Origin of the sequence: Brachybacterium phenoliresistens (genome assembly GCF_039530785.1) — a bacterium.
GTDB lineage: Bacteria > Actinomycetota > Actinomycetes > Actinomycetales > Dermabacteraceae > Brachybacterium > Brachybacterium phenoliresistens.
The window spans coordinates 57,244-75,852 of sequence record NZ_BAAAOW010000011.1 but is presented as its reverse complement, the minus strand read 5'-3'; the positions used below and the strand labels follow the sequence as shown (position 1 = coordinate 75,852).

The following is an 18,609-nucleotide window of genomic DNA, read 5'->3' as shown; positions in this document are numbered from 1 at the left end:
TCAGAGCGCGCCCGGGTGCAGGGCCTCGGCGATGGTGCGCACGGCGGAGACGTTCCCGAGCGTCCCGGGGAAGAGCGACGTCGAGGGCACGGCGATCAGCCGGCTCTCCGCGACCGCGGGCATCTGCGGGAACGTCGAGGTCAGGTAGTCGCGGGTGGCCTGCTCGTGCGCGGCGTCGTGGACCCCGAACACGAGGGCGGCGGGCTCCTCGGCGGCGAGGGCCTCCGGGCTGATCTGGGCGGCGAAGAAATCGGCGAACAGATCCTGGTCGGGTCCGTGGACCGGGTCCGCCCCGGCGCGCAGCAGGATGTCGTGCTCGACCCCCGCGCCGATCACGGACAGGGTGGTGCCTTCGACGTACACCTGCGCGGTGCGGACCGGCTCGCGGCCGGAGACGGCGGCGCTGACCTCCTCGAGCGTTCCGCGCTGCTGCGCGGAGAGCTCGCCGGCGCGCTCGGCGATGCCGAAGATCTCGCCGAGGTTGTCCAGATCGGTGAACAGGTCCTCGACGGTGCCGGTCATGCGGCGGTCCGCGCAGCCGCCGGTGGCGACGTACACGGCGGCGCCGGCCTGCGCGAGCTGCTCGACCGTCGCGAAGCCCTGCTCGCCGGAGAACTCGTAGGTGGTGGGGGCGTACACGAAATCGGGCTCCGCGGCCAGCAGCTCCTCGCGGGCCGGCGGGGTCTGCCCACCGATCACGGGGATGTCCGCGGCGAGATCGGCGACGTCCTCGGGCAGGGGCTGCGCCTCGGCCTGCGCCTGGCCGACGATGCTCTCGCGCAGCCCCAGCCGCAGCAGCAGCTCGGTCTGGGAGGGGTGCAGCCCGATGGCGGCCCGGGGCGGGCCCGCCAGCTCGACCTGCGATCCGCAGTTGGAGATCGACACCGCACCGCCTGCGGCAGGGCTCGCGGCCGGGCCCGTCACGGAGGAGCCGCAGGCGGCCAGGACGGCGCCGAGGGGCAGGAGGGCGCCGGCGCCCAGCAGCAGGCGGCGCCCCGGGGCGAGGGCCGGGGCGGCGTCGGGGGCAGGATCGGGCGCGGGAGCCGCGGATCGGCGGGGCGTGGGGCGGGACGGGCGTCGGGTGGTCATGGCAGGGCGCTCCTCAGCGGGGACAGGGGACGGAAGGCGAAGGTCGGGTCCTGCTCGCCCAGCAGGCGCGCGTCGACCTCGAAGACGCGGCCGATGAGCTCGGGGGTGAGGACCTCGCGCGCGGGCCCCTGCCCGGCGACGCGGCCGCGCTCGAGCACGACCACGTGATCGCACGAGGTCAGGGCGAGGTTCAGGTCGTGGAGGGCGGCGACCACGGTCGACCGCTGCTCCCGCACCAGCTGCATCAGCTCCAGCTGGTGGCGGATGTCGAGGTGGTTGCTGGGCTCGTCCAGCAGGAGCACGGGGGACTGCTGGGCCAGGGCGCGGGCGAGCATGACCCGCTGGCGCTGACCGCCGGAGAGGGTGGCCATCAGGCGGCCGGCGAGATCCTGGACCCCGGTGCGGCGCAGCGCGTCGGCGGCGATCCGCAGGTCCTCGCGGGTGTCGTCGCCGAAGGCGCTGCGGTGCGGGATCCGCCCCAGCAGGACCACCTCGAGGACGGTGAGGTCCACGTCCGTCGGCGCGTCCTGGAGCATGACGGCGATCGCGCGCGCCCGCTCCCGGGCCGGCATGGCGGACACGTCCCGGTCGCCGATGCGGACGCTGCCGCGATGGGTCGGCACGGCCCGGTACAGCGAGCGCAGCAGCGTCGACTTCCCGCTGCCGTTGGGGCCCAGCAGCCCGGTGACCTGCCCCGCGGGGGCGTCGATGTCCACATCGCAGAGCACATCGGCCCCGCCCAGGCGCACGCCGATGCCGCGTGCCCGCACCCTCATCGGCCCATCCCCGCGCGCTCGGCGCCGGAGCGGCGCATCAGCCACAGGAAGAAGGGCGCGCCGACGAACGCGGTGAGGATCCCCAGCGGGATCTCGGTCGGCTCGGCGAGGGTGCGCGCCAGCAGGTCCGCGAGGGCCAGGAACAGCCCGCCGCCGAGGACGGTCACCGGCAGCATCCGCCGATGGTCGGCGCCGACCAGGATGCGGGCGACGTGGGGGACGACCAGGCCCACGAAGCCGATGCCGCCGGCGACGGCGACGATGGTGCCGGTCAGCAGCGAGGTCACCAGCAGCAGCAGGCCGCGCAGCCGGGCGACGTCGATCCCGAGGGCGAGGGCCTGCTCGTCCCCGGTCATGAGGGCGTTCAGATGACGGGTCAGCGCCGCGGCCACCAGGCAGGCGACCCCGAGCGCGGCGGCGGGGCCGATGAGCGATCCCATGCTCGCCGCGGAGACGCTGCCCAGCAGGAAGAACAGCACCCCCACCACGTTCTGCGCGCTCGTGGAGACGGTGATGTAGCTGGTGATGGCGCTGAACAGGGTCCCGAGCGCGACGCCGGTGAGGATCATCCGCGTGGGGGACAGGGCGCCGCGGTGCCGGGACAGGGCGACCACGGCGAGGCTCGCGGCGACGGCTCCGAGGAAGGCGGCGGCGTGCAGGCCCAGGCCCAGCACCGCCCCGGATCCGAGCACGATCACGAGCACCGCGCCGACGCTCGCACCGGAGGAGACCCCGAGGATGTACGGCTCGGCCAGCGGGTTGCGGACGGTGACCTGCATGAGTGCGCCGGCGAGCGCGAGGCCCGCCCCGGCCAGCACGGCCAGCAGGGTGCGCGGGAGGCGGAACTGCCATACGGCCTGGTCCTGCAGCGGGGTGAGGCTCCCGTCGCTCATCCACGGCATGCCCGGCAGCAGGTGGCCCAGCGTGATCTGCACGGACTGCAGGGGCGAGACCTCCACCGTGCCGATCGCCGCGGACAGCGGAACCGTCGCGACCAGCGCGAGGGCCAGGGCGAGCGTCAGCCGCCGGGCGCGCCGGCGCGCGCGGTCGCGTCCCGCCGTGACGACGGCGGGAAGGGGCGGAGCTGTCATCGGACCCACATTCGCTAGTGATAATCGTTCTCGAAACTAGTCGATGGGTCGCGGCCCGCGCAAGCGGGCGCCGGTGCGGCTGTGTGCCGGATCGGGCGCCGGTGCGGCTGTGTGCCGGATCGGGCGCCGGTGAGGCTGTGTGCCGGACCGGGTGTGCACGGACGGCTGTCTCAGGGCCGCGAGCCAGGCGATTGACTGGCTCGCGGCCCTGAGGCGGCCGTTCATGTCCGCCCCGGCCGGTCCTGAGGCGGCCGGTCGCGTCCGCCCTGACCGACCCCGGGGCAGTCGGTCGTGTCCGCCACGGCCGGTCTTGAGGCGGCCGGTCGTGTCCACCCCGGCCGCGGGCGGGGCCCGCCGCGTCGATAGGATCCGGGGTGACCGCGGGCGAGGCCCGCCGGCCCGACGGAAGGTGCGCCATGAGGATCTCGGCCAAGGGCGACTACGCTGTGCGCGCCGCCGCGGAGCTCGCCGCCTCGCAGGACGGGCGGCCCGTGCGCGCCGAGACCCTCGCCCGCCAGCAGCAGGTCCCGCACCGCTTCCTCGAGGCGATCCTCTCCGACCTGCGGCGCGAGGGGATCGTGGTGAGCCGGCGCGGCGCCGGGGGCGGCTACGTCCTGGCGCGCCCGGCCGATCGGATCACCGTCGCCGATGTGGTGCGCGCGGTCGAGGGCCCCCTCGTCTTCGTGCGCGATGCGCGCCCCTCGGACCTGGAGTACACCGGCGCGGCGGCCTCGCTCCAGCACGTGTGGGTGGCGCTGCGGGTGAACGTGCGCGCCGTCCTCGAGCAGGTCACCCTCGCGGACCTCGCCGCAGGCACCCTTCCTGCGAGCGTGCTCGCGCTGACCGGGGACGACGCCGCCTGGCAGAACCCCTGACCCGCTCCTGCGCCAGCTCATCGTGTGAACTTATGAGAACCCCTGGCACGACTTTGCCCTGAACCGTTGAATCCGATAGAGATGGTCGGGTACTTTCGAGCCACTCGGCGGAGCCACCGCCGCACGACGGACGGAGCGCTCATGCGATCACTCATCCTGCTCGCCCTGGTCGGGCTGGCCGCACAGCTCGTGGACGGCAGCCTGGGGATGGCCTACGGCGTGACCTCGACGACGCTTCTGCTGGCGATCGGCGCGAACCCCGCCGCGGCCTCGGCCACCGTGCACCTGGCGGAGATCGGCACCACCCTGGCCTCCGGCGCCTCCCACTGGCGCTTCAAGAACGTGGACTGGAAGGTCGTCGCCCGCATCGGCATCCCCGGGGCGATCGGCGCCTTCGCCGGCGCGACCTTCCTGTCCTGGCTCTCCACCGAGATCGCCAAGCCGCTCATGTCCGTGCTCCTGCTGGGCCTCGGCGTGTACGTGCTGATCCGCTTCACCGTGCGCGGCCTGCGCACCGACCGCCTCGGCCAGCCGCTGCGCAAGCGGTTCCTGACGCCGCTGGGCCTGGTCGCCGGCTTCATGGACGCCACCGGCGGCGGGGGCTGGGGCCCCGTCGGCACCCCCGCCATCCTCGCCAGCGGCCGCCTCGAGCCGCGCAAGGTCGTCGGCTCCATCGACACCAGCGAGTTCTTCGTGGCGATCGCCGCGAGCGCCGGCTTCCTGCTGGGCCTGGGCACCGCCGGCATCGACCCGGCCTGGGCGCTCGCCCTGCTCATCGGCGGCCTCATCGCCGCGCCCATCGCGGCCTGGCTGGTCCGCCTGGTGCCGCCGCGGGTGCTGGGCTCGGCCGTCGGCGGCGTCATCGTGGTCACCAACGCCCGCACCCTGCTGAGCCTCGACTCCCTGGGGCTGGGCGGCGGCGTCATCACCACGGTCCTGGCCCTGCTCGTGCTCGGCTGGATCGCCGCGGTCGTCCACTCCCTGCGCGAGCACCGCCGCGCCGTCGCCGAAGCGCGGGACGAGGCGCCCGAGCCGGAGGAGGCCCCGGCGCTCGCCGGCTGACGGCTCCTGCACCGCCCGGCGGAGGGAGCATCGGCCCGATCCCGGCACGTCCGGTTGTGATCGGGCCGATGCTCCGTCACGCTGGCCCCATGCCCAAGAAGAAGCGCCGCCCGACCGCGAAGCAGCCCGGCCGCACCGCCGGGGCGCTGAACCGCTTGGCGCGCGAGCGCGACCAGGCCCTGCGGGAGTTCGCCGGCTGGCGCTCGAGCATGGACCCGGGGCTGGAGGCGGAGCGGGCCGCCTCGAGCGTGCGCACGCTCGTGGAGCTGAAGGCCGAGCACCTCGACAGCCCCGAGATCGGCCGGTGGAGCGTCCCGCTGATCGACGAGCTGCTCACCGTGGTCGTGCCGCGCCGCGTCGCCCAGCGCCGCGAGGACTCCATGGCCATGGCCGGGGATCTCGCGGAGTTCTTCGGCTTCCTCGAGCGGACCGGCCGCTGGGACCTCGCCTCCCCCTCCGTCTTCTCCGTGCAGGAGCACCTGCGCGACATCGAGTTCACGGTGCTCGAGGCGGCCGATGACCCCAGCCGTCGCAGCGTGTCCGGGAACATCCTGCACCTCGCCGTCGAGCACGGCGTGCCGCTGGAGGACCGGGAGGCCCTCGAGGACTTCATGGCCTGGTACAACCGTCTGCCGCACGCCGAGCGGGTATCGGTCAGCGACACCGGGCGGCTGCAGGACGAGTCCTACGCGTACCGGCCGGGGGCGGGGCGCGGGACGGCGGCATCGCTGCGGCCCCCGGGCTCGGCCGGCGAGCGCTCGGGCTCCGGGATCGACGTCGACGACCTCGACGCGCTGGACCGGCTGTGCGACGCCGAGGACGCCGCGGCCCAGGGCTCGAGCGAGCACCTGCCGTTCTGGCCCTGGTACCTCGAGGACGGCATGGAGCGGCAGCTGGACGAGGTGCCCTCCGACGAGGAGTTCCGGCGGCAGGTCGCCGCCGCGGCACGGGAGAACACCTACGTGCAGCGGGCCTTCGCCGTGCTCGACGTGATCGGCCCGGGCAGCCGGGTCACCGCGACCGATGCGCTGGGCCGGCCGGACACCCAGGAGCTGCTGGCCCGGTTCGGCCTCGCGCAGAGCCAGCGCTCGATGTGGGACGTCCCCGAGATCGCCGACCCCTACCAGTCCCTCATCATGCTCGGGGCGGTCGAGATGCAGGGCCGCCGCATCGTCCCCACGGAGGCGATGCAGGAGATCCTCGCCGCGCCCGCGGAGGCGGAGCTGCGCGACGAGTTCTCCGTGAAGCTGCTGGTGGTCCGCCTGATCGAGTCCCTCGTCCGGGAGCGGTCGCGGCCCGAGCTCCTCGACGCCCACGATGTCGCCGGGGCCGTCCTGTTCGCGGCGCAGCCCGAGGGGCTGGACGTCCCCGTCCCCCACGAGATCACGCCGCTCCTGCGGGCCATGGCCGCGCGCATCGAGCGGGACCCCTACGATCTCTTCGTGCAGCTCGTGATGGTCCGCCTGGAGTTCGAGACCCTGGCCCAGCTCGGCGTCCTCGAGCGGGACGAGGAGACCTTCCACGCCGATGCGGCCGTCCGCCTGGCCGTGTATGCGGCGCTGGAGCACGTCATGGATCTGCGCGGGCAGAGCTGATGCCGGCCGTCACCGCCGCCGACCTCGGCGCGCTGCCCGAGCCCGCGACCGGCTGGCCCCGCTGGGTGTTCGAGGCGCCGTACGATGCGGCGCGCCACCCCGGGGCGGCGCCGGGCGGCGGGGCGCTCAGCCCCGAGAGCGGGGCGAACTGCCAGCTGTACGCCTACGGCGTCCTCGGGCTGCTGGGGCGCACCGTCCCCCCGCACCGCTCGAGCGAGCTGTGGGAGGACCCCGCCCTCGGCCATCCACCGCCCGCTGACGTGGCCGACCTCGACCTCGTGCTGTTCGCCTCGGAGGACAGGGCGTTCGGTGCGCACGTCGGCATCGTGCTCGGCGGCGGGGTGCTGCACCTGTGCCGGGAGATCGGCGTGCCGGCGCTGTGGGGATGGGAGGAGTTCGCGGCGCGCGAGCGGTACTCCGTCGTCGTCGGACGCGTCCGGGTGCCGGCGGACCCGTCGATCCGGGGATGAGGGGCCGGGCCCCTGCGGGCCCGGGTTCTCGACTCCTCCGCCGCACCCGGCACAATGCGGTCATGGACTCCGCCTTCTCGCGCCTGGCCGACTACGAGATCTCCGCCGATCCGGACCGGCTCGATGCGGAGCGCATCCACCTGCTCGTCTCCGAGCACACCGCCTGGGGCGCAGGCCGGGAGCGCGCGACGCAGGACGCGATCCTGCGGAACTCCCGGAACTACGGGGCGTACGAGCGGTCCACCGGCCTCCAGGTCGCCTACGGCCGCGTCGTCACCGACCAGGTGACCTTCGCGTGGCTGGCCGATGTCATCGTCGACCCCGCGCATCGCGGTCGCGGGATCGGCCGGTCTCTGATCGACGCCGTGCTGGAGGACCTCGCCCCGCTGAACCTGCGGCGCATCGTGCTGAAGGCCTCGGAGGAGGCCAGGCCGATGTACGAGCGCGCGGGATGGACCGGCCCGCAGGACCCCGAGCTGTGGATGGAGCGGCGCCAGGGCTGATCAGGCCAGCAGCATCGCCGCGACCAGCACCATCGTCGCTGCGACGAGGCCGTCCAGGACGCGCCAGGACCGCGGGCTGCGCAGGAGGCCGCTCAGGCGGCGGGCGCCGAGGCCGAGCGCCACGAACCAGATCGCGCTGCCGCCGATCGCCCCGGCGGCGAACAGCCAGGACTGCGCGCCGTGGGTCGCGGCGACCGAGCCGAGCAGCAGCACCGTGTCGAGGTAGACGTGCGGGTTCAGCCAGGTCAGCGCGAGCGCCGTGAGCACGACGGGCCACAGCCCGGTGCGGGCGCCGGCCTCCGCCGGATCCAGCGCCTGGCCCGTCCCGCGCAGGGCCCGGCGGGCCGCGAGCACCGCATAGCCCAGCAGGAACGCCGCTCCGGCCCATCGGGCCAGGTCCACCACCTGCGGCACCGCCCGCACCAGGGCGCCCAAGCCGCCGGCCCCCGCGCTGATCAGCACCACATCCGAGCCCAGGCACACCGCCACCACGGCGGCCACGTGCTCGCGGCGCAGCCCCTGGCGCAGCACGAACACGTTCTGGGAGCCGATGGCGATGATCAGGGTCAGGCCGGTCAGGAGGCCATGGAGAGCTGCAGTCACGTCCTCGACGCTAGGTGCCCGCACGATGAAGCGCCAGCGAAGATTCGTAACGGCGCATTAGCAGTGCTTCATCTACGATCGGGGCATGCCGATCGATCCGCACCTGGCCGAGACCCTCGCGACCGTCGTGGACGAAGGGACCCTCGAGGCCGCCGCCCGGCGGATGCACGTGACCCCCTCCGCCGTCAGCCAGCGCCTCAAGCAGCTCGAGCAGCAGGTGGGGCAGCGTCTGCTGGTCCGCGTCAAGCCCGTACGACCCACCGAGGCCGGGCAGGCGGTGGTGCGCTTCGCCCGCCGCTACGCCCTGCTCGAGCACGAGACGCAGGCGGCGCTCGGCCTGGAGGCGCAGGGGGCCCGGCCGCGCATCACCGTCGCCGTGAACGCGGACTCCATGGCCACATGGTTCCTCGGCGCCCTCGCCGAGTTCACCCGCACCCGGGACGTGCAGGTCGAGCTGCTGCGCGAGGACCAGGACGAGACCGAGCGCCTGCTGACCTCCGGCGCCGCGACGGCCGCCGTGACCTCCTCGCCCCTCGCCTCGCCCGGCTGCGCCGTCGCGCCGCTGGGAAGCCTCGTCTACGTCGCCGCCGCCTCGCCGGACTGGTGGGGACGCTGGATCGGCGACCCGGCCACGGCGCGGCCTGAGCAGGTCGGGGCCGATGTGCTCGCCCGGGCGCCGCGCGTCGACTTCGACCGCAGCGACGAGCTCCAGGCCACCTGGCTGCGCGAGCGCGGCGTGGACCCGGCGCTCACCCCGCGCCACTTCGTGCCCTCCACGCACGACCTCGCCGTCGCGGTGGAGCAGGGCATCGGCTGGGCGATGCTGCTGGTGCACCAGGCCGAGCCGATGCTCGAGAGCGGCGCCGTCCTGCCGCTCGGCGGGCAGCCGGTGACCACCCCGCTGTACTGGCAGGTCACCCGCACCCCCTCGACGCTGCTCGAGTATCTCAGCCGCTCCGTGGCCGAGGCGGCGGAGCGGTCCCTGCGTCGCCCGTCCTAGCGTCCAGGAGGACCTGGGGTCGGCACCGCAGGCAGTGCCGGTCTCGGCCTGACGGGAGCCGCTGCCTCGGGCCGGACGTCGATGCGTGCGGGGGTCGGCCCCACAGCTCGATCTGCGTGCGTGGATCAGGCGCGAGGGGCACTCTCCTCCACGGTGATGACGGGCTCGTGGTGGACGGGGAAGCTGACGGAGCGGGCGATGAAGCACACCTCGGGGACCTGGGCATGGACGCGATGCGCGACATCGGGGTCGCTGTCAGCGGTGATCGTGACGCGGGGTCGCAGCGTGACCGACGCGAACTGCCCTCCGCCGCCGGCGTCCTGCACCATGACGCCGTGGGCGCTGTCCTCGTAGGCGGTGACGACGACGCCGGCAGCCGCAGCGAGATGGAGGTACCAGAGCATGTGGCATTGCGACAGCGCGGCGACCTGCAGCTGCTCGGGGTTCCATCGAGCCGGGTCGCCGCGGAAGGCGGGATCCGCGCTGCCCGGGATCGTCGGCGCCGAGGCGGTGCTCAGGTCGTGCTCGCGCCCGTAGGTCGTGTACCCGGACGTGCCGACGCCGCGGTTGCCGGTCCACACGACCTCGACGTCGTACTCGTGGGTCCTGCCCCTCATACCTGCTCCTCGCTCTGCTCTGGTCTGCCGTGGGCGGTCAGCTCGGTTCGCCCGATGTGCGCTACGACCCCAGCGCGAGTATGCATCTGCGGTCAGGACGGCTGGGCCGCGGCGCGCCACGTCGCGACGAGGTCGGAGACCAGGTCCGCGCGCGGACCGGCCGCGTCGAGGGCGTCGATCGGGATCCACTCGGCGCGGTCCGTCGTCCCGTCCACCTCGAGGGTGCCGAGCGTCCCGCCGACGACCTGCGCCTCGTAGACCACGCGGACGGCCTGGAAGGGAAGGTCCCGCTGGAAGGAGCGCTCGGCGGTGCGGGTGGAGACGGTCAGCACCCGGCCCACCTCGACGCGGTAGCCGGTCTCCTCATGGACCTCCCGGACCACGGCGTCCTCGCAGCTCTCGCCGAAGTCGACGCCGCCGCCGGGCAGGGTCCAGCACGGGGTGGGGCCGTTGTACCAGGACAGCAGGATCCGCCGCTGCTCGTCGACGATGAGGGCGTAGGCGCCCAGTCGCGTGTCGTACTCCGTGAAATGCATGGCATCGGAGCCTACGGGGGCGCGGCCCCGCCGGACAGGCCACGGCGCGCGATCGCCGAATGACGAGCCAGATGACGATCGCCGGATGGCGAGCCAGAAGAGGCCCGTATTGGCTCGTCATCCGGCGATCGCGCGTAGACCCCGATCGCGCGGGGCGGCCCGCCGGGCGGGCCGCGGCCGACGAACGCCGGATGGCGAGCCAAAACAGGCCCGAATTGGCTCGTCATCCGGCGATCGAGCGTGCGGACGCCTCCGGAGATCACGCGAGGGCCCCCGACGGTAGCGCGCGGACCCGCGGCGATCGCGCGGGCGGGCCCCTCCGGCACCGCGCGGACGGGCCTCGCGGGGCGGCGCGCGACGCCGGTCACAGGGCCTGGCGCCTCCGTCATGTCCTGACCTGCGGGAAACCTGAGGGGCTGTTCACACTTCGACGCGCACTGCCGCATAAGGACCTCCATCACCTAGCGTTATCGGACCCCCTGCACGTGCCACGGACCAGAACGGCACGATGCCCCGGCCCCGGATCCCGGGCGCGAGCTGCCCGCTCGGCGCCCGGACGCATGTCCTGTCCGCGCTCCCGCACCGAGCGCGGCGCGGCAGCTGCCCGGACCGGACCGGCATCGGCCCGGCGGACCCCGGCCCGCGCTCCGACCCGCCCCGGAAGGAACCCATGTCTTCCCACGTCGTGGACATGCTGACCATCGGCAACAGCTTCAGCACCCCCGAGATGCGGGCGATCTGGAGCGAGGAGGCCCGTCTGCGCCGCCAGCTGGACGTCGAGGCCGCCCTCGCCGAGGCCGAGGGCGCGCTCGGCGTCATCCCGCAGGAGGCGGCCGATGCCATCTCCCGCGCCGCCGCCGGGGACTTCGACCTCGCGGCCATCGCCGCCGAGGGCGCCAAGGCCATGCACTCCCTGAACGCCACCGTCGGCGCGCTGCAGGCCGCCGCCGGCGAGCACGGCGAATGGGTCCACTACGGCGTGACCACCCAGGACATCGTCGACACCGGAACCGTCCTGCAGATCAAGGACGCCCTGGTCCCGCTGCGCCGGGACCTGCTGGCCCTCGCCGCCGCCCTGCGCGCCCTCACCGAGCGCCACCGCGACACGCCCATGGCCGGCCGCACCCACTACGTGCAGGCGCTGCCGACCACGTTCGGCTTCAAGACGGCGATCTGGCTGGACGAGGCGCTGCGCCACCTGGAGCGCCTGGACGCCGTCGCCCCGCGCGTGCTCACCGGCAACATCAACGGCGCCATCGGCACCTACGCCTCCTTCCAGGGCCGCGGCCGCGAGATCGAGAAGGAGACGCTGGACCGCCTGGAGCTGGCGAGCCCGCGCATCGGCTGGCAGGCCGCCCGCGACCGCATCGGCGAATACGCGAGCACCCTCGCGCTGATCTCCACCACCGCCGGCAAGATCGCCACCGAGCTGTCGGCCCTCATGCACAGCGAGATCGGCGAGGTGGAGGAGCCCTTCACCGCCGGCAAGATCGGCTCGACCACGATGCCCCACAAGCGCAACCCCGCCCTCCTCGAGGGCGCCGCCGCGCTGACCGCCCCGATCAAGCACGCCGCGGCGCTGGTCCTGGACGGCGCCGCGACCGTCCACGAGCGCGACGCGATCAGCTGGCGCGCCGAGTGGATCGCCCTGCCGGAGATCCACCTGTACCTCTCCGCGCAGCTGGCGACCCTGGGCCGGATCCTCGCCGGCCTGGTCGTCCACGAGGACGCCATGGCTCGCAACCTCGAGCTGCAGGGCGGGCTGATCCTCTCCGAGAAGGCCATGTTCGAGATCGGCAAGGAGCTGGGCAAGCAGACCGCGCACCACATCGTCTACGACGCCTCCATGGCCGCCGTCGAGACCGGCCGTCACCTGGCCGACGTCCTCCTCGAGGACGAGCGCGTGGCCTCGCGGTTCGACGCCGGGACGATCCGCTCCTGGCTGGACGCCTCGGCCTACCTGGGGGAGACCGGCGCCGCCATCGACGCCGTCCTCGCCGCCGCCGACGAGGCCGGGATCCCCGCGGCCGATGCCTCCGCACCGACGGGAGGAGCCGCATGAGCGAGCAGACCGCATCGGCCGCCCCGGGCGCCGTCCCCGCATCGGGCGAGAACCCCGCGCCCGCATCGGGCGAGAATCCCGCGCCCGCATCGGGCGAGAACCCAGTCCCCGCAACGGCCGCTCCCACCGGGCGCCGCGCCGCCGCGGCCATCGGCCGCCTGGCCCTGATCGGCCCGGACCGCGTCGACGAGTACCGCGACCTGCTGCAGGCGGCCTACGCGAAGAACGTCGAGCTGGGAGTGCACTTCAAGGCCTCGGACGCCTCGCGCGAGGACGTCCTCGCCCATCTGCGCGAGAACATCGCCTACGGGATCACCGGGCCGGACGGGGCGCTGATCTCCACGGTGTCGCTGCGCATGCCCTGGGGTCCCAACCCCGGCCACCTGGGCCTGCCGCACATCGGCTGGCTCGCGACCGATCCCGCGCACTCCGGGCAGGGGCTGGGCCGCGAGCTGCTGGACGCCCTCGTCGAGCAGGTGCTCGCCGGGCTGCTGCACGCCCCCGCCGTCTCGCTCGGGACCGCGCAGGACCATCCGTGGCTCGGCGCGTACTACCAGCGGCTCGGCTTCGAGCCCGTCGGCAGCGCCGACCTGGGCCTCGGGCACATCACCGACTTCTACATCCGGCCCATCGACCCCGCCTCCTACGCCGGCTGGCGCGCGCGCCACGCCGACCTCCTGAAAGGACTCACCTCATGAAGCGTCGCACCTTCGCCCTGTCCGCCCTGTCCCTCCCGCTGCTGGCGGCCTGCGGCGCCGGCGGCGGCTCCGACGCGATCCGCGCCGGCTCGACCGGGCAGTCCTTCCCCAACAGCTACCAGGAGGACGGCAAGCTCATCGGCTTCGACGTCGAGGTCATCGAGACCATCGCCGAGAAGCTCGGCAAGACGGTGACCTGGACCAACGCCGACTTCTCGGGCCTGATGGGCCAGCTGGAGGCGCGTAAGCTCGACACCGTCGCCAACAACGTGGCCGTCACCGAGGAGCGCTCGGCGCAGTACGACTTCACCGTCCCCTACGCCTACATGGGCGCGACGATCGTGACGCTGGGCAGCAACGCCGCGCTGAACACCCTCGACGACCTCGCCGGCACCACCATCGCCGGTGTGCTGGGATCCAACAACACCACCCACCTGGAGACCTGGAAGGCCGAGAACGGCGTCGAGTTCGAGATCCGCACCTACGAGACCCGCGACGGCGCAATGCAGGACCTCCTCGCCGGCCGCGTGGACGGGTACATCAACTCCACCGGCATCTTCCTCGCGGAGATCCAGAAGTCCGGGGCGGATCTGAAGTTCGTCGGCGAGCCCATCGCCTGGGAGTCCGTCGCCTTCCCCTTCGAGAAGGGCTCCGAGCTCGTCGCCCAGGTCAACGAGCAGATCGAGGCGCTGCACGCCGACGGCACCCTCACCGAGCTGTCGACCACCTACTACGGCGACGACGTGACCACCGAGCCCGAGGGCTACACCGGGAGCTGATGCATGGACCTCGACCCGCTCTACATGCTGGAGGTCCTGCCCCAGCTGCTGAAGTTCCTGCCGGTCACGCTGCTGATCGCGGTCGCGTCGATGTTCTTCGCGATCCTCATCGGCCTGTTCGTGGCGCTGATCCGCTTCCTGCGGATCCCCGTGCTGGACCAGCTCGCCCAGCTGTACGTGTCGCTGTTCCGCGGCATCCCCACCCTGGTGCAGCTGTTCCTCATCTACTACGGGCTGCCGCAGCTGTTCCCGTTCATGACCACCATGGACGCGCTGACCGCGGCGATCGTCGGGTTCTCCCTCAAGGAGTCCTCCTACCTCGCCGAGATCTTCCGCGCCGCGCTGACCAGCGTGGACGGCGGGCAGCTCGAGGCGGGACTGGCCACCGGCATGACGGCGCCGCAGGTCTACCGGCGCTACATCATCCCGCAGGCCGCCTACAACGCCCTGCCCGCCACCGGCAACATCTTCATCTCCCTGCTCAAGGAGACGTCCGTCGCCTTCACCCTGGGGCTGACGGAGCTGTTCGCCGAGGCGAAGATCCTCGCCTCCGCCTCGTTCCGCTTCTTCGAGACGTTCCTCGTGGTGGGCCTGGTGTACTGGCTGCTGGTGATCGTCTACTCCTGGTTCCAGGGCCGGCTCGAGACGCGGCTCAGCCGCGCATACGTGAGGTGATCGGCGCATGATCGACGTGAGCGACCTTCGCAAGTCCTTCTTCGGCAAGAGCGGGGAGAACGTCGTCCTGGACGGCGTGTCCCTGCAGGTCGGCACGGGGGAGGTGGTCGCGATCATCGGCCCCTCCGGCTCCGGCAAGTCGACCCTGCTGCGCTGCCTGAACCTGCTGGAGACGCCCGATGCCGGGTCCATCAGCATCGACGACGTCACCGTGCGCGCCCCCGGCATCCCCGGGGCGCAGGTGCGGGCGCTGCGCAAGAAGACCGCCATGGTCTTCCAGGGCTACAACCTGTTCCGCAACCGCACCGCCCTGGCCAACGTCATGGACCCCATGACCGCGCAGGGCACGCCGAAGGCGCAGGCCGAGCAGACCGCGCGCGACCTCCTCACCCGCGTGGGCATCGCCGAGACCACCATGCAGCAGTACCCGGTCACGCTCTCCGGCGGGCAGCAGCAGCGCGTCTCCATCGCCCGGGCGCTCGCCGTGACGCCGCACGCGATCCTCCTGGACGAGCCCACCAGCGCGCTGGACCCCGAGCTCGTCGGCGAGGTCCTCGCCGTCATCCGCGACCTCGCCCAGCAGGACATGACCCTGGTCATCGTCACCCACGAGATGGCCTTCGCGGCCGATGTCGCCGACCGGGTCGTCTTCATCGACGGCGGCCGCATCGTGGAGCAGGGCCCCGCCCGCGAGGTCATCCGCAGCCCCCGTGAGGAGCGCACCCGCCGCTTCCTGCGCGAGGCCGTCAGCGAGCCCGCCCAGCGGTCCGCCGCCGATCCTGCGGCCGATGCTCCCTCCGAGCAGCTCGGCCACGACCCGCTGCGCCCGGACGGGCTGCCCGGCTGATGCCCGACGCCCTCGCGCGCGCCGTCGTCGCGGCCGATCCCCTCGGGGACCGCGCCGCGACGACGGCGGGCCGGGCCGCGGGAGCGGGACCGCGGGAATCCGACGTGCGCTCCCCGGCGGCCCCGCCGCAGGCGCCCGCCCTGCGCTCGCCGGCGGCGTCGTCGCAGGCGCCCGCCCTGCGCACGGCCGCCGCCCGGGCGATCGCCGACGTCATCGCCGCGTCCTTCGCCGTCGCCGCCGACCGCTCTGCCCGCGCCGACCGCGATCGCCTGGTCGCCTGGGCCCTCGCCGAGGGCGCCGCGGCCGATCCCCGCGTGGTCATCGGCGCCGGGACCGGCCTCGCCCCGGCCCGTGCCGCCCTCGTCGGCGGCTTCCAGGCGCACCTGCTGGACCTCGACGACACCCACGAGCTGGTCCGCGGCCACCCCTCCGCGGTGCTCGTGCCCGCGCTGCTGGCCCTGGCCCGCCCCGAGGACGGGATCGAGGCGATGCTCGCCGCATACATCGTCGGCCTCGAGGTGATGGCCCGCCTGGGACGCGCCCTGGGACCGGCCCACTACCAGGCCGGATGGCACCCCACCGGCACCGCGGGCGCCGTCGCGGCGGCGGCCGCCGGAGCCCACCTGCGGGGGCTCGACGAGCAGGCGGCCTCGACCGCGCTGTCCGTGGCCGCCTCCCGGTCCGGCGGGGTGCGCGCCCAGTTCGGCACTCCCGGCAAGCCGCTGCACGCGGGCCTCGCCGCGCAGACCGGCGTGGAGTCGGTGGCCTGGGCGGCCGCCGGCCTGCGCACCGCCGAGGACGCCGTCCTCGGCCCGGCGGGCCTGCTCGCCGCCCATGGCGTCCCCGAGGCCGACCGCCGCGCCGTGCTGGACGGTTTCGGGGCCCCGGGCGCGCGCTGGGCGCTGCTGGACCCCGGCGTCTGGTTCAAGCGCTACCCCTTCTGCTCCGCCGCCATGTCCGCGGCCGATGCCGCCGCCGAGATCGCCGCCCGCCTGCCGGACCACTTCGCCGGTCCCGCCGGTGCCGCCGGTCCCGCCGGTGCCGCCGCCGGTGCCGCCGAGCCCGCTGGTGCCACGGCCGCCGAGCCCGCCGGTGCCGCCGACCTCGCAGGCTCCCGCCCCGTCGATCCCGAGGGCTCCGCCGCCTCCCGCCCCGTCGACCCCGAGGGCTTCGGCGCCTCCCGGGCCGCCGCGATCGCCGAGGTCGTGGTGCGCATGCGACCCGGCGCCGATGCCGCCCTGATCCACACCGCCCCGCGCACGGGGGAGGAGGCCCGCTTCAGCGTCGAGGCGATCCTCGCGCTGATCCTGCTGGGCCTCGCGCCGGACCTCACCCACCTCGCGCCGCGCCCCCTGCCGCCGGTGGTCACGGACCTCGCCGCCCGCGTCCGGCGCGAGCATGTGCCCGCCCCCCGGAGTCCGGAGGTCGCGGCCGATGCCGACGGAAGCGCGCAGGATTGTCACTCTGTATGCCGAAATGAGCCCACAGATGGCATACAGAGTGACAATTCCGTGTCCGCGCCGGGGCGGGGGACTGCGCCGGTCGGGAGACGGGACTTCTGGGCGCAGGTCGAGGTGCGGCTGCGCTCCGGCGAGGTGCTGCGGGCTGAGGTCCAGCGACCGCTGGGATCCCCGGATCGACCTCTGCCGGATGAGGCCGTCCGTGACAAGCTGGTCGCAAACCTCGGCGATGCCCGGCGCGCCGCTGAGATCCTGGACCTGCTCGGACCGACCCCGACGGCGTCCGGGACGGGACTCGATCCCGCATCTGCCGGAGCTGCGGGCTCTGCATCGGCCGATGCCGGTGACCCCGCATCGGCCCCCAGCATCGGGCAGCTCGCCCGGCTGCTGTACGACTCCCCTGACCCGTACGACTCCCCTGACCCGTACGACTCACCTGACCCGAACGATCCCGCATGACCCGCACGACTCCCGACGGAAGGACCCCCTGGTGACCATCGCCGCCCCGACCGATGAGCAGCTCGCCCTGGTGCAGGACGATGCCGTGCGCATCACGCGCGACCTGATCCGCATCGACTCCAGCAACTACGGCGGCCACGACCCGGCGACCTGGGGGCCGGGGGAGCGGGAGGCCGCCGAGTACGTGGTCGGCCAGCTCGAGGAGGTCGGCCTCGCCCCGGAGATCATCGAGTCCGCGCCCGGGCGTGCGAACGTCGTGGTGCGCATCCCGGGGGAGGACCGCGAGCGCGGCCTGGTCATCCACGGCCACCTCGACGTCGTCCCCGCCGCCGCGGAGGACTGGACCGTGGACCCCTTCGGGGCGGAGGTCATCGACGGCGTGCTCTACGGCCGCGGCGCCGTGGACATGAAGGACATGGACGGCATGATCCTCGCCGTCGTGCGGCACATCGCCCGCACCGGCCAGGTGCCGCCGCGCGACCTGGTCATCGTCATGTTCGCCGATGAGGAGGCGGGCGGGACCTACGGCTCCCGCTGGATGATCGAGCATCGGCCCGACGTGTTCGCCGGCTGCACCGAGGCGATCAGCGAGGTCGGCGGCTACTCGATCACGCTGCCGCGGAAGGACACCGGCGAAGCTGGGGCGGCGGGTGGGAGCAGCATCCGTGCCTACCTGCTGCAGACGGCCGAGAAGGGCTACGCCTGGCTGCGCCTGCGCGCCACCGGCCGCGCCGGGCACGGCTCCGTGCCAAACGACGAGAACGCCATCGTGCGCCTGTCCCGCGCCGTCGCCGCGATCGACGACCACGTCTTCCCGCGCGAGTACGCCGCCAGCGTCCGCACCCTGTTCGACCGGGTCTCCGAGATCACCGGCCAGGACTGGGACGAGGCCGATGCGGAGTCCTTCCTGCCGCTGCTGGGCGGGGCGCGCCAGTTCGTCTCCGGCACCCTCGCCGACAGCGCCAACGTCACCACCTTCCACGCCGGCTACAAGGGCAACGTCATCCCGCAGACGGCGGAGGCGGAGCTGGACTGCCGCTTCCTGCCCGGCCACCAGGAGGACCTGCTGGCCCTCATCGACGAGCTGAGCGGCGAGCACGTCGAGGTGATCATCGACAAGATCGGCATCTCGCTGGACGCCCCGCACGACACCCCGTTCGTCGAGGCCATGCACCGTTCGATCCTCGCCGAGGACCCGGGCGCCGAGCTGGTGCCCTACTGCCTCAGCGCCGGCACCGACAACAAGCAGCTCGCGCAGATCGGCATCGACGGCTACGGCTTCGCGCCCCTGCAGCTGCCCGCCGATCTCGACTTCGCCCCGCTGTTTCACGGCATCGACGAGCGGGTGCCGGTGGATGCGATCCGCTTCGGCGCGCGCGTGCTGCTGCGGCTCGTGCAGGACTGCTGAGGCG

Annotated in this window: 19 protein-coding genes; 13 read left to right on the top strand and 6 right to left on the bottom strand. The window is 73.7% G+C overall.

Going from position 1 to position 18,609, the window contains the following annotated elements:
• The 3 genes from ABD234_RS17295 to ABD234_RS17285 are packed head-to-tail and all read right to left on the bottom strand — an operon-like array spanning position 1 to position 2,956.
• The gene (locus tag ABD234_RS17295; RefSeq protein WP_344358890.1) at positions 1-1,089 is read right to left on the bottom strand and encodes an ABC transporter substrate-binding protein; all 1,089 of its coding nucleotides are present in this window, start codon (positions 1,087-1,089) and stop codon (positions 1-3) included.
• The gene (locus tag ABD234_RS17290; RefSeq protein WP_038370981.1) at positions 1,086-1,865 is read right to left on the bottom strand and encodes an ABC transporter ATP-binding protein; all 780 of its coding nucleotides are present in this window, start codon (positions 1,863-1,865) and stop codon (positions 1,086-1,088) included. The genes ABD234_RS17295 and ABD234_RS17290 overlap by 4 nt, the downstream gene beginning before the upstream one ends.
• Positions 1,862-2,956: a FecCD family ABC transporter permease gene (locus ABD234_RS17285; protein WP_051486540.1), complete on the bottom strand. Its 1,095-nt coding sequence runs from the start codon at positions 2,954-2,956 to the stop codon at positions 1,862-1,864. The genes ABD234_RS17290 and ABD234_RS17285 overlap by 4 nt, the downstream gene beginning before the upstream one ends.
• Positions 2,957-3,372: 416 nt before the next feature.
• Between ABD234_RS17285 and ABD234_RS17280 the strand changes: the two genes are divergently transcribed.
• From ABD234_RS17280 to ABD234_RS17260, 5 genes are all read left to right on the top strand, one after another.
• Positions 3,373-3,831, top strand: a complete 459-nt coding sequence (locus ABD234_RS17280) for an RrF2 family transcriptional regulator (protein WP_038370982.1) — start codon at positions 3,373-3,375, stop codon at positions 3,829-3,831.
• Between the two features lie 141 nt (positions 3,832-3,972).
• A complete protein-coding gene (locus ABD234_RS17275; protein WP_038370983.1) occupies positions 3,973-4,893 on the top strand; it encodes a sulfite exporter TauE/SafE family protein in 921 nt (306 codons plus the stop codon).
• An 89-nt stretch (positions 4,894-4,982) separates the two neighbouring features.
• Positions 4,983-6,488 (top strand): hypothetical protein, encoded by a 1,506-nt coding sequence (locus tag ABD234_RS17270; RefSeq protein ID WP_038370985.1) that lies wholly within the window; start codon positions 4,983-4,985, stop codon positions 6,486-6,488.
• The gene (locus ABD234_RS17265) at positions 6,488-6,958 is read left to right on the top strand and encodes a hydrolase (protein WP_344358882.1); all 471 of its coding nucleotides are present in this window, start codon (positions 6,488-6,490) and stop codon (positions 6,956-6,958) included. Before ABD234_RS17270 ends, ABD234_RS17265 begins: the two co-directional genes overlap by 1 nt.
• A gap of 62 nt (positions 6,959-7,020) precedes the next feature.
• Positions 7,021-7,461, top strand: a complete 441-nt coding sequence (locus tag ABD234_RS17260) for a GNAT family N-acetyltransferase (RefSeq protein WP_344358880.1) — start codon at positions 7,021-7,023, stop codon at positions 7,459-7,461.
• Here ABD234_RS17260 and ABD234_RS17255 read toward each other — a convergent pair whose 3' ends face one another.
• Complete coding sequence (locus tag ABD234_RS17255) at positions 7,462-8,064, bottom strand: LysE/ArgO family amino acid transporter (protein ID WP_344358878.1); 603 nt, start codon at positions 8,062-8,064, stop codon at positions 7,462-7,464. It lies immediately after the preceding gene.
• Between the two features lie 85 nt (positions 8,065-8,149).
• On the opposite strand from ABD234_RS17255, the gene ABD234_RS17250 reads away from it, so the two are divergent.
• Positions 8,150-9,064: an ArgP/LysG family DNA-binding transcriptional regulator gene (locus ABD234_RS17250; protein ID WP_344358876.1), complete on the top strand. Its 915-nt coding sequence runs from the start codon at positions 8,150-8,152 to the stop codon at positions 9,062-9,064.
• A gap of 125 nt (positions 9,065-9,189) precedes the next feature.
• On the opposite strand, the gene ABD234_RS17245 is transcribed toward ABD234_RS17250, so the two are convergent.
• Together ABD234_RS17245 and ABD234_RS17240 are read right to left on the bottom strand one after the other, a co-directional pair.
• Positions 9,190-9,681: an OsmC family protein gene (locus tag ABD234_RS17245; protein ID WP_344358873.1), complete on the bottom strand. Its 492-nt coding sequence runs from the start codon at positions 9,679-9,681 to the stop codon at positions 9,190-9,192.
• A 92-nt stretch (positions 9,682-9,773) separates the two neighbouring features.
• Positions 9,774-10,217 (bottom strand): NUDIX hydrolase, encoded by a 444-nt coding sequence (locus ABD234_RS17240; RefSeq protein WP_344358871.1) that lies wholly within the window; start codon positions 10,215-10,217, stop codon positions 9,774-9,776.
• Positions 10,218-10,887: 670 nt separating this feature from the next.
• On the opposite strand from ABD234_RS17240, the gene purB reads away from it, so the two are divergent.
• Genes purB through ABD234_RS17205 form a run of 7 tightly spaced genes read left to right on the top strand, consistent with a single transcriptional unit; the run spans position 10,888 to position 18,605 of the window.
• Positions 10,888-12,279, top strand: coding sequence for an adenylosuccinate lyase (purB, locus tag ABD234_RS17235; protein ID WP_344358868.1), 1,392 nt, complete (start codon positions 10,888-10,890; stop codon positions 12,277-12,279).
• A complete protein-coding gene (locus tag ABD234_RS17230) occupies positions 12,276-12,977 on the top strand; it encodes a GNAT family N-acetyltransferase (RefSeq protein ID WP_344358865.1) in 702 nt (233 codons plus the stop codon). Before purB ends, ABD234_RS17230 begins: the two co-directional genes overlap by 4 nt.
• Positions 12,974-13,756 (top strand): transporter substrate-binding domain-containing protein, encoded by a 783-nt coding sequence (locus ABD234_RS17225; protein WP_038374659.1) that lies wholly within the window; start codon positions 12,974-12,976, stop codon positions 13,754-13,756. The genes ABD234_RS17230 and ABD234_RS17225 overlap by 4 nt, the downstream gene beginning before the upstream one ends.
• Before the next feature lie 3 nt (positions 13,757-13,759).
• Positions 13,760-14,431, top strand: coding sequence for an amino acid ABC transporter permease (locus ABD234_RS17220; protein WP_038374661.1), 672 nt, complete (start codon positions 13,760-13,762; stop codon positions 14,429-14,431).
• Between the two features lie 7 nt (positions 14,432-14,438).
• Entirely contained in the window at positions 14,439-15,278 is an 840-nt protein-coding gene (locus ABD234_RS17215; RefSeq protein WP_344358861.1) for an amino acid ABC transporter ATP-binding protein, read from the top strand.
• Positions 15,278-17,197, top strand: coding sequence for an MmgE/PrpD family protein (locus ABD234_RS17210; RefSeq protein ID WP_344358858.1), 1,920 nt, complete (start codon positions 15,278-15,280; stop codon positions 17,195-17,197). The genes ABD234_RS17215 and ABD234_RS17210 overlap by 1 nt, the downstream gene beginning before the upstream one ends.
• A gap of 31 nt (positions 17,198-17,228) precedes the next feature.
• The gene (locus tag ABD234_RS17205) at positions 17,229-18,605 is read left to right on the top strand and encodes a M20/M25/M40 family metallo-hydrolase (protein ID WP_344358855.1); all 1,377 of its coding nucleotides are present in this window, start codon (positions 17,229-17,231) and stop codon (positions 18,603-18,605) included.
• Positions 18,606-18,609 lie beyond the last annotated feature (4 nt).

Coding starts and splice junctions, on each gene's coding strand:
- ABD234_RS17275 (WP_038370983.1), top strand. CDS start 3,973: ATGCGATCACTCATCCTGCTCGCCCTGGTCGGGCTGGCCGCACAGCTC.
- ABD234_RS17220 (WP_038374661.1), top strand. CDS start 13,760: ATGGACCTCGACCCGCTCTACATGCTGGAGGTCCTGCCCCAGCTGCTG.
- ABD234_RS17230 (WP_344358865.1), top strand. CDS start 12,276: ATGAGCGAGCAGACCGCATCGGCCGCCCCGGGCGCCGTCCCCGCATCG.
- ABD234_RS17210 (WP_344358858.1), top strand. CDS start 15,278: ATGCCCGACGCCCTCGCGCGCGCCGTCGTCGCGGCCGATCCCCTCGGG.
- ABD234_RS17245 (WP_344358873.1), bottom strand. CDS start 9,681: ATGAGGGGCAGGACCCACGAGTACGACGTCGAGGTCGTGTGGACCGGC.
- ABD234_RS17215 (WP_344358861.1), top strand. CDS start 14,439: ATGATCGACGTGAGCGACCTTCGCAAGTCCTTCTTCGGCAAGAGCGGG.
- purB (WP_344358868.1), top strand. CDS start 10,888: ATGTCTTCCCACGTCGTGGACATGCTGACCATCGGCAACAGCTTCAGC.
- ABD234_RS17270 (WP_038370985.1), top strand. CDS start 4,983: ATGCCCAAGAAGAAGCGCCGCCCGACCGCGAAGCAGCCCGGCCGCACC.
- ABD234_RS17280 (WP_038370982.1), top strand. CDS start 3,373: ATGAGGATCTCGGCCAAGGGCGACTACGCTGTGCGCGCCGCCGCGGAG.
- ABD234_RS17250 (WP_344358876.1), top strand. CDS start 8,150: ATGCCGATCGATCCGCACCTGGCCGAGACCCTCGCGACCGTCGTGGAC.
- ABD234_RS17290 (WP_038370981.1), bottom strand. CDS start 1,865: ATGAGGGTGCGGGCACGCGGCATCGGCGTGCGCCTGGGCGGGGCCGAT.
- ABD234_RS17295 (WP_344358890.1), bottom strand. CDS start 1,089: ATGACCACCCGACGCCCGTCCCGCCCCACGCCCCGCCGATCCGCGGCT.
- ABD234_RS17225 (WP_038374659.1), top strand. CDS start 12,974: ATGAAGCGTCGCACCTTCGCCCTGTCCGCCCTGTCCCTCCCGCTGCTG.
- ABD234_RS17240 (WP_344358871.1), bottom strand. CDS start 10,217: ATGCATTTCACGGAGTACGACACGCGACTGGGCGCCTACGCCCTCATC.
- ABD234_RS17260 (WP_344358880.1), top strand. CDS start 7,021: ATGGACTCCGCCTTCTCGCGCCTGGCCGACTACGAGATCTCCGCCGAT.
- ABD234_RS17265 (WP_344358882.1), top strand. CDS start 6,488: ATGCCGGCCGTCACCGCCGCCGACCTCGGCGCGCTGCCCGAGCCCGCG.
- ABD234_RS17285 (WP_051486540.1), bottom strand. CDS start 2,956: ATGACAGCTCCGCCCCTTCCCGCCGTCGTCACGGCGGGACGCGACCGC.